13 protein-coding genes are annotated in these 13,560 nt (G+C 63.5%); all 13 read right to left on the bottom strand.

The window, feature by feature from the left end:
* From MU856_RS06380 to MU856_RS06320, 13 genes are read right to left on the bottom strand one after another with little or no spacing between them, the layout of a single operon-like run.
* Positions 1–804, bottom strand: coding sequence for a biotin--[acetyl-CoA-carboxylase] ligase (locus MU856_RS06380; RefSeq protein WP_082819952.1), 804 nt, complete (start codon positions 802–804; stop codon positions 1–3).
* Entirely contained in the window at positions 726–2,156 is a 1,431-nt protein-coding gene (nuoN, locus tag MU856_RS06375) for an NADH-quinone oxidoreductase subunit NuoN (RefSeq protein ID WP_263588609.1), read from the bottom strand. Before nuoN ends, MU856_RS06380 begins: the two co-directional genes overlap by 79 nt.
* Positions 2,153–3,718, bottom strand: a complete 1,566-nt coding sequence (locus tag MU856_RS06370; RefSeq protein ID WP_263588608.1) for an NADH-quinone oxidoreductase subunit M — start codon at positions 3,716–3,718, stop codon at positions 2,153–2,155. The genes nuoN and MU856_RS06370 overlap by 4 nt, the downstream gene beginning before the upstream one ends.
* Entirely contained in the window at positions 3,715–5,748 is a 2,034-nt protein-coding gene (gene nuoL, locus MU856_RS06365; RefSeq protein ID WP_263588607.1) for an NADH-quinone oxidoreductase subunit L, read from the bottom strand. Before nuoL ends, MU856_RS06370 begins: the two co-directional genes overlap by 4 nt.
* 4 nt (positions 5,749–5,752) lie before the next feature.
* The gene (nuoK, locus tag MU856_RS06360; protein WP_003051614.1) at positions 5,753–6,058 is read right to left on the bottom strand and encodes an NADH-quinone oxidoreductase subunit NuoK; all 306 of its coding nucleotides are present in this window, start codon (positions 6,056–6,058) and stop codon (positions 5,753–5,755) included.
* Entirely contained in the window at positions 6,055–6,666 is a 612-nt protein-coding gene (locus tag MU856_RS06355; protein WP_003051606.1) for an NADH-quinone oxidoreductase subunit J, read from the bottom strand. Before MU856_RS06355 ends, nuoK begins: the two co-directional genes overlap by 4 nt.
* Positions 6,667–6,678: 12 nt before the next feature.
* The gene (gene nuoI, locus MU856_RS06350; RefSeq protein WP_062902418.1) at positions 6,679–7,167 is read right to left on the bottom strand and encodes an NADH-quinone oxidoreductase subunit NuoI; all 489 of its coding nucleotides are present in this window, start codon (positions 7,165–7,167) and stop codon (positions 6,679–6,681) included.
* Positions 7,164–8,207, bottom strand: a complete 1,044-nt coding sequence (gene nuoH, locus MU856_RS06345; protein ID WP_062902417.1) for an NADH-quinone oxidoreductase subunit NuoH — start codon at positions 8,205–8,207, stop codon at positions 7,164–7,166. The genes nuoI and nuoH overlap by 4 nt, the downstream gene beginning before the upstream one ends.
* Positions 8,204–10,216, bottom strand: a complete 2,013-nt coding sequence (gene nuoG, locus MU856_RS06340) for an NADH-quinone oxidoreductase subunit NuoG (protein ID WP_263588606.1) — start codon at positions 10,214–10,216, stop codon at positions 8,204–8,206. The genes nuoH and nuoG overlap by 4 nt, the downstream gene beginning before the upstream one ends.
* On the bottom strand, positions 10,216–11,505 hold the full coding sequence (gene nuoF / locus MU856_RS06335) for an NADH-quinone oxidoreductase subunit NuoF (protein WP_234178991.1): 1,290 nt from the start codon (positions 11,503–11,505) through the stop codon (positions 10,216–10,218). The genes nuoG and nuoF overlap by 1 nt, the downstream gene beginning before the upstream one ends.
* Complete coding sequence (locus MU856_RS06330) at positions 11,505–11,666, bottom strand: hypothetical protein (RefSeq protein ID WP_202988282.1); 162 nt, start codon at positions 11,664–11,666, stop codon at positions 11,505–11,507. Before MU856_RS06330 ends, nuoF begins: the two co-directional genes overlap by 1 nt.
* On the bottom strand, positions 11,666–12,334 hold the full coding sequence (locus MU856_RS06325; RefSeq protein ID WP_062902414.1) for a complex I 24 kDa subunit family protein: 669 nt from the start codon (positions 12,332–12,334) through the stop codon (positions 11,666–11,668). The genes MU856_RS06330 and MU856_RS06325 overlap by 1 nt, the downstream gene beginning before the upstream one ends.
* On the bottom strand, positions 12,334–13,551 hold the full coding sequence (locus MU856_RS06320) for an NADH-quinone oxidoreductase subunit D (protein ID WP_040590797.1): 1,218 nt from the start codon (positions 13,549–13,551) through the stop codon (positions 12,334–12,336). Before MU856_RS06320 ends, MU856_RS06325 begins: the two co-directional genes overlap by 1 nt.
* Between the last annotated feature and the right edge of the window lie 9 nt (positions 13,552–13,560).

Below are 13,560 nucleotides of genomic sequence, written 5' to 3'. Positions count from 1 at the left end.
TTATGTCCCCTCCTCTACGGGTCGCCGCAATTCGACGTCACCCGCATGCACCAGCATGACCTCCCCGTCGGCGCCGCGCAAGCGCAGCGCTCCGTCGGGCGCGAGGCCGTCGAAATATCCGTCGAGTACCTGTTCGGACACATGTAGCGGCGTGCTCACGGGATGCCCCAGCGGCAACCAGGCGCGCACGATGCTTTCGACGCCTTCCTGGCGCCAGGTCCAGAGCGCATCGGCCATGGCGACCGCCAGCGCATCGGCAAAGCGGTCGCGGTCGATCGCCGCGCCCTTTTCGGCGAGCGATGCGGTGGCACGGTCGGGCAGATCGGGCGCGGAAACCAGATTGACGCCAATCCCGATCACTACGCTGTCGCCGCTGCGTTCGAGCAGGATGCCCGAGCATTTGGCACCGTCGGCCAGGACATCATTCGGCCATTTGAGCTGGAAGTCGATCGCCGGCGCGAGCGCGCGGATCGTCTTCGCCAGCGCGACCCCGGCGACCAGCGCCAGCGTCGCGGCGAGCGGGTCGCCGGCGCGCAACTGCACCACCGTCGATCCCATGAAATTGCCGAGGCCATCGCCCCATGCGCGGCCCAGCCGCCCGCGTCCGGCGGTCTGGCGGTCGGCGACGAGCCAATGCCCCTCGCCGACATGCTCGCCCGCCGCCAGCCGCGCCAGCAGGTCGGCGTTGGTCGAACCTGTCTGCGCGACCCGCTCGATCGGCGGGATCAGAACAGCACCGCAGCCGCGGTGGCGGAGACGACCGCCAGCACCGGAATGAAGAAATAGCCGACGACCGACAGCCACAGGGCGCTGGCGGTAATGACCGCATCCTCGACCACGACGCCGCCGGTACCGAATTCAACCTCCGACTTGTCGTCGAAGTACATCGTCTTGATGACCGCGATGTAATAGAAGGCCCCGATCACCGACGCGACGATCCCGGCAATCGCCAACGGCAGCAGATTGGCATCGACCGCGGCCTGGAACACCAGATATTTCGGCCAGAAGCCAAAGAGCGGCGGAATGCCGGCGAGGCTGAACAGGAACACCGCCATCGCCGCGGCAAGCCCCGGGCGGCGCTGCGAAAAGCCTGCGAGCGCCGGGATGCTTTCGATCGGATTGCCGTCGGTATCGCGCAGCTGGAGCACGACGAGGAAGCTGCCGATCGTCGTCACGACATAGACGAGCAGATAGGTCAGCACCGACTCGACGCCCTGCTGGGTGCCGGCGGCCAGGCCGACGAGCATGAAGCCGACATTGTTGATCGACGAATAGGCAAGCAGGCGCTTGATATTCTTCTGCCCGATCGCCCCGACAGCGCCGAGGATGATCGACGCGAGCGCGAGGAAGATCACGATCTGCTGCCACGCCGCGGTCGCCGGACCCATGGCTTCGATGACGACGCGCGTCATGAGCGCCATCGCCGCGACCTTCGGGGCGCTGGCGAAGAAGGTCGTCACCGGGGTCGGCGCGCCTTCATAGACGTCGGGCGTCCACATGTGGAAGGGCACCGCGCTGATCTTGAACGCCAGACCGGCGATCACGAAGACGAGGCCGAACAGCAGACCGTTGTTCATGCCGCCGCCCATCGCCTGCGCGATGCCGGCGAACTGCGTCGTTCCCGAAAAGCCGTAGAGCAGCGAAATGCCGTAAAGCAGCATCCCCGAAGCCAGCGCGCCAAGGACGAAATATTTGAGCCCCGCCTCGCTCGACCGGTCGTCCGACCGCATGAAGCTGGCAAGCACATAGGCGGCAAGGCTGTTGAGCTCGAGCCCGACGTAGAGCGTCATCAGGTCGCGCGCCGACGCCATGATACCCATGCCGAGCGCCGCGAACAGGATCAGCACCGGATATTCGGCGCGCATCGCGTCCTTGAAGAAGGGCGGCGCGATCAGGATGCAGATGAAGCTTGCGGCATAGATGAGCAGCTTGGCAAAGCCGCCGAAGGCGTCGACTTCCAGCGTATTCGAAAAGACCGAAGCCTGCGTCCCGAACATCGCGACGACCGCCGCCGCCGCGGCAGCGAGCGTGATGAGCGCCGCGAGCTGATAAAGGCCAACCTGACGGTCACCACCAAAGGTGCCGAGCAGCAGCGTAACGAGCCCGCCGATCGTCAGGATCAGTTCGGGCCAGATGAGGGCGAGATCGGCGGTCATTGGACGCCTCCCGCATGATGCGCTTCGCCGGCGGCGGCGGCCTCTCCATGCGCGTCGTGCGCCGCCTTGGGCTTGCCGGCGGTGACGTGGGCATCGCCGGCGGGCTTGGCGGGCGCAAGGCGCGCGACCACCGTGGTCACGTCGCCGCGGATCGGGGCGAGGAAGCTTTCGGGATAGACGCCCATCCACAGCGCCACCGCGGCCAGCGGCACGAAAATCGCCCATTCGCGGGGATTGATGTCGGGCATGGCCTTCACATCGTCCTTGGTCAGTTCGCCGAACACGATGCGGCGATAGAGGTAAAGCATATAGGCGGCGCCCAGGATGATCCCGGTCGTGCAAACCAGCGCGACCCAGCTCGACGCTTCGTAGATACCGGCGAGGCTCAGGAATTCGCCGACGAAGCCGCTGGTCCCCGGAAGGCCGATCGACGCCATGGTGAAGAGCATGAAGAACAGCGCATAGGCCGGCATGTTCACCGCGAGGCCGCCGTAGCGGTCGATCTCGCGCGTGTGCAGCCGGTCATAGATCACGCCGACGCAGAAGAAGAGCGCGGCCGAAACGACCCCATGGCTGAGCATGATGATCATCGCGCCTTCGATGCCCTGCTGGTTGAAGGCGAAGAGGCCCGCGGTCACGATCGCCATGTGGGCGACCGACGAATAGGCGATCAGCTTCTTCATGTCGCTCTGCACCAGCGCGACGAGGCTGGTGTAGACCACCGCGATCATTGACAGCGCAAAGACGATCCACATCAGCTGCGCCGAGGCATCGGGGAACATCGGCATCATGAACCGGATGAACCCATAGCTGCCCATCTTGAGCAGCACGCCCGCCAGGATCATCGAACCCGCCGTCGGCGCCTGGACGTGCGCGTCGGGAAGCCAGGTATGGACCGGCCACATCGGCATCTTCACCGCGAGGCTGGCGAAAAAGGCGAGCCACAGCCACGTCTGCATTTCCGGCGGGAAATTATAGACGAGCAGCGTCGGGATGTCGGTGGTCCCCGCTTCACGGATCATCGCGATCATCGCAATCAGCATCAGCACCGAGCCGAGCAGCGTGTAGAGGAAGAATTTGAACGCCGCATAGATGCGGTTCGCGCCGCCCCAGATGCCGATGATGAAATACATCGGGATCAGGCCGGCTTCGAAGAAGATATAGAAGAGCAGCAGATCCTGCGCCGCAAAGACGCCGATCATCACCACTTCCATGACGAGGAACATCGCCATGTAGAGGCCGACGCGCTTCGTCACGGATTGCCAGCTCGCCAGGATGCACAACGGCATCAGGAAGACGCTGAGCATGATCAGCACCAGCGCGATGCCGTCAATGCCGAGCGCATAGTTGAACGGGCCGAAGATGCCGCGATGCATCTCCTGAAACTGCCACTGCGCGCCGCCGATATCGAAATTCGCCCACAGCATGACGCCGAGCGCGAAGTCGATCAGCGTCGCCGCGAGCGCGATCAGGCGCGCGTTGCGATCGCCGGCGAAGACACAGGCGATGGCGGCGACCGCAGGGACCGCCAGCATCAGCGAAAGGATCGGAAGACCGCTCACTGGAACTTCACCATGGCCCAGCTGGCGAGGCCGACAAGACCGAGCAGCATCACGAACGCATATCCATAAACATAACCCGATTGCAGCCGGACCGCGAGCCGGGTGCCCCCCTGGATGAGTGCCGCCACACCATTGGGACCGAAACGGTCGATGGTGCCTTCATCCCCGCGCTTCCAGAAGAAGCGGCCGATCGCGAACGCCGGCTTGACGAAGAGGAAGTTGTAGAGCTCGTCGAAATACCATTTGTGGAACAGGAATTTGTGCAGCAGCGAGAACTGCGCCACGAACCGCGCAGGCAGCGTCGTGTTGCGAATATAGCTGTTCCAGGCAAGGAACAGGCCGATCGCCATCACCGTGAACGGCATCCACTTGACCCACAGCGGCACTTCGTGCGCCGCGTGCATCAAATGTTCGTTGAACGCCAAGCTGCCCTTCCAGAAAGCCGCGCCCTCTTCCGGGTAGATGAACTGGTGGTTGAAGAGCATCCCCGCAAACACCGCGCCGAGCGACAGCACGCCCAGCGGGATCAGCATGTTGATCGGGCTTTCGTGCGGATGATAGCCCGCCGTGCCATCGCCGTGCGCGTCTTGGTGAGGCGCATGGGCGTGATCGTCATGGCCGTGGCCATGATCGTCGTGCACCGCATGCTGGATATGCTCGCTCTGCTCCCACCGCGGCTTGCCATAGAAGGTCAGGAAGACGAGACGCCATGAGTAGAAGCTCGTCAGCAACGCGGCGAAAATACCGACCCAGAAGGCGATCTGGCCGCCACCGCCAGCAGCGAACGCTGCCTCGAGGATCCCGTCCTTCGAATAGAAACCGGCGAAACCCGCCACGCCCGCAATGCCGACGCCGGTGATTGCCAGCGTCCCCATCATCATCGCCCAATAGGTCAGCGGGATATGCTTCCGAAGGCCGCCATAATAGCGCATGTCCTGTTCGTGGTGCATCGCATGGATGACCGACCCCGCGCCCAGGAAAAGCAGCGCCTTGAAGAAGGCGTGCGTGAACAGGTGGAACATCGCCGCGCCATAAGCGCCGACGCCCGCCGCAAAGAACATGTAGCCGAGCTGCGAACAGGTCGAATAGGCGATGACGCGCTTGATGTCCCACTGGGTCGTGCCGACGGTCGCGGCGAAGAAGCAGGTGGCGGCGCCGACGAAGGTGACGACGCCCGCCGCGACCGGCGCGGCTTCGAACATCGGCGACAGGCGGCAGACCATGAACACGCCCGCGGTGACCATCGTTGCGGCGTGGATCAGCGCCGACACGGGGGTCGGACCTTCCATCGCGTCGGGAAGCCAGGTGTGCAAGCCAAGCTGTGCCGACTTGCCCATCGCGCCGATGAACAGCAGCAGGCAGAGCACGGTCATCGTGTCGAAGCGGTGGCCGAGGAAGCCGATCGTCGATCCGGCCATGCCCGGCGCGGCGGCCAGAATCTCGGGGATCGAGACGGTGCCGAACACCAGGAAGGTGCCGAAGATGCCGAGCATGAAGCCGAGGTCGCCGACGCGATTGACGACGAACGCCTTGATCGCTGCAGCATTGGCGCTCGGCTTCTTGTACCAGAAACCGATCAGCAGATAGGACGCCAAACCAACGCCTTCCCAGCCGAAGAACATCTGGACGAGATTGTTCGCGGTCACGAGCATCAGCATCGCGAAGGTGAAGAGCGACAGATAGGCGAAGAAACGCGGCTGATCCGGGTCCTCGCTCATATAGCCCCAGCTATAGAGGTGGACGAGCGCCGAAACGGTCGTGATGACGACCAGCATCACCGCGGTCAGCGTGTCGACGCGCAATTCCCAGTTGAACTGGAGCGCGCCCGACGAAACCCAGTGCAGCACCGGCGTGACACCCGCTTCGCCCGTTCCCGCGACGAAGGACAGGAAAATCGACCAGCTCAGCGCGCAGCTTGCGAACAGCGCACCGGTGGTCACGAGCTTTGCTGCGGTGGTGCCGATGGTGCGCTGGCCCAGACCTGCGACAAGCGCCGCGAGCAGCGGCAGGAAAACGATCGCCTGAATCACCGGCTTACCCCTTCATCCGGTTGGCATCGTCGACGGCGATGGTGCCGCGGCCGCGGAAATAAATGACAAGGATAGCGAGACCGATCGCGGCTTCGCCCGCGGCAACGGTCAGCACGAACATCGAAAAGACCTGGCCCACCAGATCACCCAGCGCGGCGCTGAACGCCACGAGGTTGATATTCACGGCAAGCAGAATGAGCTCGATCGCCATCAGGATGACGATGATATTCTTGCGGTTGATAAAGATACCGAGCACGCCGAGCGTGAACAGCACCGCCGAAACGGCGAGATAATGGCCGACCGAAATCACAGTTCCATCCCCTGCCCGACGCCCGGATCGACGAGGCGCGTCGCATCTTCGGGACGGCGGCGCACCTGCTGGCTGATATTCTGTCCACGCACGCCGCCGCGCTGGCGGTGGGTGAGCACGATCGCACCGATCATCGCGACGAGGAGGACGATGCCCGCCGCCTCGAACAGGAAGATGTAGCGCGTGTAGAGCAGTTCGCCGATCTGCTGGATATTGCTCTTGTCGCTGACCACGGGCGCGGCGCGCGCCGCAAGATCGATCCCCCCGGCGCTCCAGGCGCCGACCGCGAACACCAGTTCGGCGGCAAGGATGATCGCGACGAGCGCGCCCAGCGGGAGATAGCGCACGAAACCGGCGCGCAATTCGGCGAAATCGATGTCGAGCATCATCACGACGAACAGGAACAGCACCGCGACCGCGCCGACATAGACGATGACGAGCAGCATCGCGATGAATTCGGCGCCCGCGAGCAGCATCAGCCCCGCCGCGTTGAAGAAGGCGAGGATCAGCCACATCACGCTATGCACGGGATTGCGAGCGAAAATCACCATCGCGGCCGACGCGATCACGATGGTCGCGAACAGGTAAAAGGCGATCAGTTGAATCATGTCCGCGCGCCCTTACCGATAGGGCGCGTCGGCGGCAAGATTGGCCGCAATCGCGCGTTCCCATTTGTCGCCATTGGCGAGCAGCTTGGCCTTGTCATAGAGCAGTTCCTCGCGCGTTTCGGTCGCGAATTCGAAGTTCGGCCCCTCGACGATGGCATCAACCGGGCAGGCTTCCTGACAGAAGCCGCAATAGATGCACTTGGTCATGTCGATGTCGTAGCGCGTCGTGCGGCGCGAACCGTCGTCGCGCGGCACGGCCTCGATCGTGATCGCCTGCGCCGGACAGATCGCCTCGCACAGCTTGCACGCGATGCAGCGTTCCTCGCCGTTCGGATAACGGCGCAGCGCATGCTCGCCGCGGAAACGCGGGCTGAGCGGGTTCTTCTCAAACGGATAGTTGATCGTCGCCTTCGGCTTGAAGAAATATTTCAGCGTGAGGGCGTGCGCCTTCACGAATTCCCACAAGGTGAAGCTTTTGACGAGATGGGCAACGTAACTCATGAATACCTCGTCAGCATCAGATAGCCGGAGATCAGGAACACCCAGATCAGCGAAATCGGCAGGAAGATTTTCCAGCCCAGCCGCATCAGCTGGTCATAGCGGTAGCGCGGGACGGTCGCCTTCACCCAGCTGAAGACGAAGAAGAAGAACAGGATTTTCGCGAACAGCCAGATGATGCCGGGGACGGCATAGAGCGGCGCCCAGTCGACCGGTGGCAGCCAGCCGCCCCAGAAGAGCACCGCGTTGAGCGTGCACATCAGCAGGACGTTCGCATATTCGCCGAGCCAGAAGAGCGCGAAGCTCATCGACGAATATTCGGTCTGATAGCCCGCGACGAGTTCGCTTTCCGCTTCGGTCAGGTCGAACGGCGCGCGCGCGGTTTCGGCGAGCGCGGAGATCAAGAACATCACCGCGAGCGGGAAGAGCAGCAAGTTGAAGCCGAAGGCGTTGACGAAGCCCAGCCCGTGCCCCTGCTGCGCCTTGACGATCTCATTGAGGTTGAAGCTGTCGGCCCACAGGACGACGCCGATCAGGATGAAGCCGATCGACACTTCATAGGAGATCATCTGCGCCGAGGCGCGCAGCGCGGAAAAGAAGGGATATTTCGAGTTCGACGACCAGCCCGACAGGATGACGCCGTAAACGCCGAGCGACGAAATCGCGAGGATGTAGAGCAGCCCGACATTGATGTCGGCGAGCACCGCGCCCGAATTGAACGGGATAACCGCCCACGCCATCAACGCCACGGTGAAGGTGATGATCGGCGCGATCAGGAACAGGCCGCGGTTCGCGCTCGACGGGATGATCGTTTCCTGCAGGAAAACTTTCAGGCCGTCGGCGAAGCTCTGCAACAGTCCGAAGGGACCGACGACGTTGGGACCGCGGCGCAGCGCGATCGCGGCCCAGATCTTGCGGTCGGCATAGATGATCATAGCCACCGCGAGCATCAACGGCAGCGCGATGAGCAGAATACCGCAGATCGTGGCGATGCCCCACGCCCATTCATAGGACATGCCCAGGCTTTGGAAAAACTCGGTCATTCCGCGGCCTCCGCATAATCCGCGCCATGCAGCAGTTCGGCCGAGCAGCGCTCCATCGTCGGCGATGCGCGGCAGATGGCGTTGGTGAGGTAGAAATCCTTGATCGGCGACGGGATCGCACGCGCCTCGGGCTTCGCGTCGAGCTTGGGCACCGACCAGCCGTAATCTGCCAGACCCTCGACGCCCAGCGCCGGAACCGCCGCGATCATCGCCGCGCGACATTCGTCGAAGCTGTCGAAGCCGACGCTGACGCCGAGCGCATCGGCGAGCGCGCGGAAGATGCTCCAGTCCTCGCGCGCGTCACCCGGCGCGAACACTGCTTTCTCGCTGCGCTGGACGCGGCCTTCGGTGTTGACCGTCGTGAAGTCCTTTTCGGTCCAGGCCGCGGCCGGCAGGATGACGTCGGCGGCATGCGCGCCCTTGTCGCCATGATGGCCGACATAGACTTTGAAGCTCTTGTCGAAGGCCGCGAAATCGACCTCGTCAGCGCCCAGGAAGAAGGTCAGCTTGGGCTTGGCGGCGATGATGTCCTTGATCCCGCCCGGCTGTGCGTAGCCTAGCATCAAGGCCCCCATGCGCGCGGCCGAGAAATGGACGACGTTGAAGCCGTTCCAGCCGTCCTTGACCGCATCGACGCTCTTGGCGAGCGCCAGCGCGGCGCCATGGACGCCCGGCACCGACAGCGCGCCGCCGCCGAATACCAGCATCGGCCGCTCGGCGCCCTTGAGCGCATCCATCGCCGCCTTGGGCAGTTTCGCGACCAGCGAGGCATCGTCGCCGAGCCATTCGGTCTTGTAGGTGAGATCGACTTCGGGCCCGATGCCGAAAACCTTTGCGCCCTTCTTCCACACCGCCTTGCGGACGCGCGTGTTGATGAGCGGCGCTTCCCAGCGCAGATTGGTGCCGACGAGCAGGATCACGTCGGCATTTTCGGCCTGCGCAATCGTGGTATTGAAATTAACCGCCGACAGGCTGGTGACGTCATAGGCGAGGCCCGTCTGGCGCCCTTCGAGCAGGTCGGAGCCGAGCGCATTCACCAGCGCCTTCGCGGCGAACATCGTCTCGCAATCGGCCATGTCGCCGGCGATCGCCGCGACCGACTTGCCGGCGTTCACCGCCTTGATCGCGGCAAAGGCTTCGGCCCAGCTCGCCTCGACGAGCCTGCCATCCTTGCGCACATAGGGGCGGTCGAGGCGGCGGCGCATCAGGCCATCGACATGGTGGCGCGTCTTGTCGCTCGCCCATTCCTCGTTCACATCGTCGTTGACGCGCGGCAGCACGCGCAGCACCTGGCGGCCGCGGCTGTCGATACGGACATTGGTGCCGACCGCGTCCATCATGTCGATGCCCAGCGTCTTGGTCAGCTCCCACGGACGCGCCTCGAACGCATAGGGCTTGCTGGTCAGCGCGCCGACCGGACAGAGGTCGACGACATTGCCGGACAGCTCGCTCGCGACGGCACGCTCGAGATAGCTGGTGATCTGCATATTCTCGCCGCGATAGATCGCGCCGATATCCTCGACCCCGGCGACTTCCTCGGCAAAGCGGACGCAGCGCGTGCACTGGATGCAGCGCGTCATCACCGTCTTGACGATCGGCCCCATATATTTCTCGGTCACCGCGCGCTTGTTCTCGTCATAGCGCGACGCACCGCGGCCATAGGCGACCGACTGGTCCTGCAGGTCGCATTCGCCGCCCTGATCGCAGATCGGGCAGTCGAGCGGGTGGTTGATGAGCAGAAACTCCATCACCCCTTCGCGCGCCTTTTTCACCATCGGGCTGTCGGTCTTGATCACCTGCCCTTCGGCGGTCGGCAGCGCGCACGACGCCTGCGGCTTCGGCGGGCCGGGCGACACTTCGACGAGGCACATGCGGCAATTGCCGGCGATCGACAGGCGTTCATGGTAGCAGAAGCGCGGAATTTCCTTCCCCGCCATCTCGCACGCCTGCAGAACGGTGGCGCCCTGCGGCACGTCGATTTCTACGCCATCTACGGTAACTTTAGGCATTATTCGGCTGCCTCCAGCGCGCCGCCATTTTCGCGAATGCGGCGTTCGAGTTCGGGGCGGAAGTGGCGGATCAGGCCCTGGATCGGCCACGCCGCCGCATCGCCGAGCGCGCAGATGGTGTGGCCTTCGACCTGCTTGGTCACGTCGAATAACGTATCGATCTCGCTAATGTCGGCGTCGCCGGTGCGCAGCCGCTCCATCACGCGCCACATCCAGCCGGTGCCTTCGCGGCACGGCGTGCACTGGCCGCAGCTTTCATGCTTGTAGAAATAGCTGATACGGCTGATCGCCTGAACGACGTCGGTCGACTTGTCCATCACGATCGCGGCGGCGGTGCCGAGGCCCGAGCCGAGTTCCTTGAGGCCGTCGAAATCCATCGGCGCGTCCATGATCTGCGCCGCCGGGACGAGCGGCACCGATGAACCGCCGGGGATCACCGCGAGCAGATTGTCCCAGCCGCCTCTTATGCCGCCGCAATGCTTTTCGATGAGGTCGCGGAACGGGATGCCCATCTCTTCCTCGACGACGCACGGGCGTTCGACATGGCCCGAGATCTGGAAGAGCTTGGTGCCCTTGTTATTCTCGCGCCCGAAACTGGAGAACCACGCCGCGCCGCGGCGCAGGATCGTCGGGACGACCGCGATGCTTTCGACATTGTTGACCGTCGTCGGGCAGCCGTAGAGGCCCGCCCCCGCCGGAAACGGAGGCTTCAGGCGCGGCTGGCCCTTCTTGCCTTCCAGGCTTTCGATCATCGCGGTTTCTTCGCCGCAGATGTACGCGCCGGCGCCGCGATGGACGAAGACGTCGAAATCATAGCCCGACTTCGCCGCATTCTTGCCGAGCAGGCCGGCGTCATAGGCCTCCTGCACCGCCGCGAAGAGTGTCTCGGCCTCACGGATGAACTCGCCGCGAATGTAGATGTACGCAGCGCGCGCACGCATCGCATAGCCCGCGATCAGCGCGCCCTCGATCAGCTTGTGCGGATCGTGGCGGATGATCTCACGGTCCTTGCACGAGCCGGGTTCGGATTCGTCGGCGTTGATGACGAGGAAGCTCGGGCGGTCGGCGCGCGGTTCCTTCGGCATGAACGACCATTTCAGGCCGGTCGGGAAGCCCGCGCCGCCACGGCCGCGCAGGCCAGACGCCTTGATCTCCTCGATGATCGCGTCCTGGCCGCGAGTCATCAGATCCTTGGTCTTGTCCCAATCGCCGCGCGCCTGCGCGGCTTTCAGGTTCCACGGCTGATAGCCATAGAGATTGGTAAAGATGCGGTCCTTGTCGGCGAGCATCAGTTGGTCCCACCCTTGTTTTTCATCATCGTGTAAATGACGTAACCGAGCGCGAGGATCAGCAGCGGACCGATCAGCACAAAGGTCACGCGCAGCACGAAACCGAGTACGACAAGCGCGCCGATGATCGCGAGGATCGTGATGATGTCCTTCTGGGTCATCACCATTCCTTCCGATAGTCGTGATTGGCCTTGACCATGTCCTTCAGGGTCGTCGGGCCGCCTTCGGGGTCGCTCGTATGACGCTGCGCATTCTGGGTGCCGGTCTTGGGCTGTTTGCCCGCCGCCAGATCCTCGAGGATGCGGGTCATGCTGTCATAGTCGAGATCTTCGTAATTATCGTCGTTGATCTGGACCATCGGCGCGTTGGTGCAGGTGCCCATGCACTCGACCTCGGTCAGCGTGAACAGCCCGTCGGGCGTGGTCTTGCCTTTGGTCATCCCGCGGTTCTTGCACGCCGCCATGACATCGTCCGACCCGCGCAGCAGGCACGGCGTCGTGCCGCAAACCTGCACATGATAGCGGCCGACCGGCGCGAGATTGTACATGGTGTAGAAGGTCGCGACTTCGTAGGCGCGCATGAACGGCATATCGAGCTCGGCCGCGACATATTCGATCACCGGCACGGGCAGCCAGCCCTGCGTCTGCGTCTCGGCACCGACCTGGCGCTGCGCGAGATCAAGCAGCGGCATCACCGCCGAGCGCTGACGCCCCGCGGGATAGCGCGCGATAACGGCCTTGGCCTTCTCGGCATTTTCCTTCGTCCACGCAAAAGCGCCCCAGCGCGCGCGGACTTCGGCTTCATCGGGAATTTGCGGTGCGTCGGCCATCAGCGGTCACACTCTCCGAAAACGACGTCAATGGCGCCGATAATTGCAGTGGTGTCGGCGAGCATGTGGCCCTTGCACATGAAATCCATCGCCTGAAGGTGCGAAAACGCCGTCGGGCGGATCTTGCAGCGGTACGGCTTGTTGGTGCCGTCGCTGACCAGATAGACGCCGAATTCGCCCTTGGGGCTTTCGGTCGCCACGTAAACCTCGCCCGCCGGGACGTGGAAACCCTCGGTATAGAGCTTGAAGTGGTGGATCAGCGATTCCATCGACTGCTTCATCTCGCCGCGCTTGGGCGGCGAAACCTTGCGGTCGAGACTGGCAACCGGGCCGCTGGGCATATCGCGCAGGCACTGCTTGATGATGCGCGCCGACTGATAGACTTCCTGCACGCGGACCATGAAGCGGTCGTAGCAGTCGCCGCGCGTGCCGACGGGAATGTCGAATTCCATTTTGGCATAGGCGTCATAGGGCTGCGACTTGCGCAAATCCCACGCGATGCCGCTGCCGCGGATCATCGGGCCCGAGAAGCCCCAGGCCAGCGCGTCTTCCTTGCTGACCACGGCGATATCGACGTTGCGCTGTTTGAAGATGCGGTTGTCGATGACGAGGCTCATCGCGTCGCCGAACAGTTCGGGCAGACGCTTGTCGACCCATTCGCCGATGTCGACGAGCAGCTTTTCGGGAACGTCCTGATGGACGCCGCCGGGACGGAACCAGGCCGAGTGCATCCGCGCGCCCGAAGCACGTTCGAAGAAGTTGAGGCAATCCTCGCGCAGTTCGAACACCCACAGGTTCGGCGTCATCGCGCCGACGTCCATGACGTGCGACCCGATGTTGAGCATATGGTTGCAGATGCGCGTCAGCTCGGCGAACAGGACGCGCAGATATTGCGCGCGTTCGGGCACTTCGAGATCGAGCAATTTCTCGATCGCCAGCACATAGCTATGCTCCATGCCGAGCGGCGAGCAATAGTCGAGCCGGTCGAAATAGGGCAAAGCCTGCAGATAGGTCTTATATTCGATCAGCTTTTCGGTGCCGCGGTGGAGCAGCCCGACGTGCGGGTCGACGCGCTCGATGATCTCGCCGTCGAGTTCCATCACCATGCGCAGCACGCCGTGTGCCGCGGGGTGCTGCGGACCGAAGTTGATGGTGTAATTGGTGACGACCTGATCGCCCGCCGTATCGGCGGTATCGACCGGATAGCCTTCGAACATGTCGCTTCC

This window comes from Sphingopyxis sp. GC21, from assembly GCF_025727575.1.
Lineage (GTDB): Bacteria > Pseudomonadota > Alphaproteobacteria > Sphingomonadales > Sphingomonadaceae > Sphingopyxis > Sphingopyxis terrae_A.
Note: the sequence above shows the minus strand (reverse complement) of the source record. Positions and strands in the feature narration are given on the sequence as shown.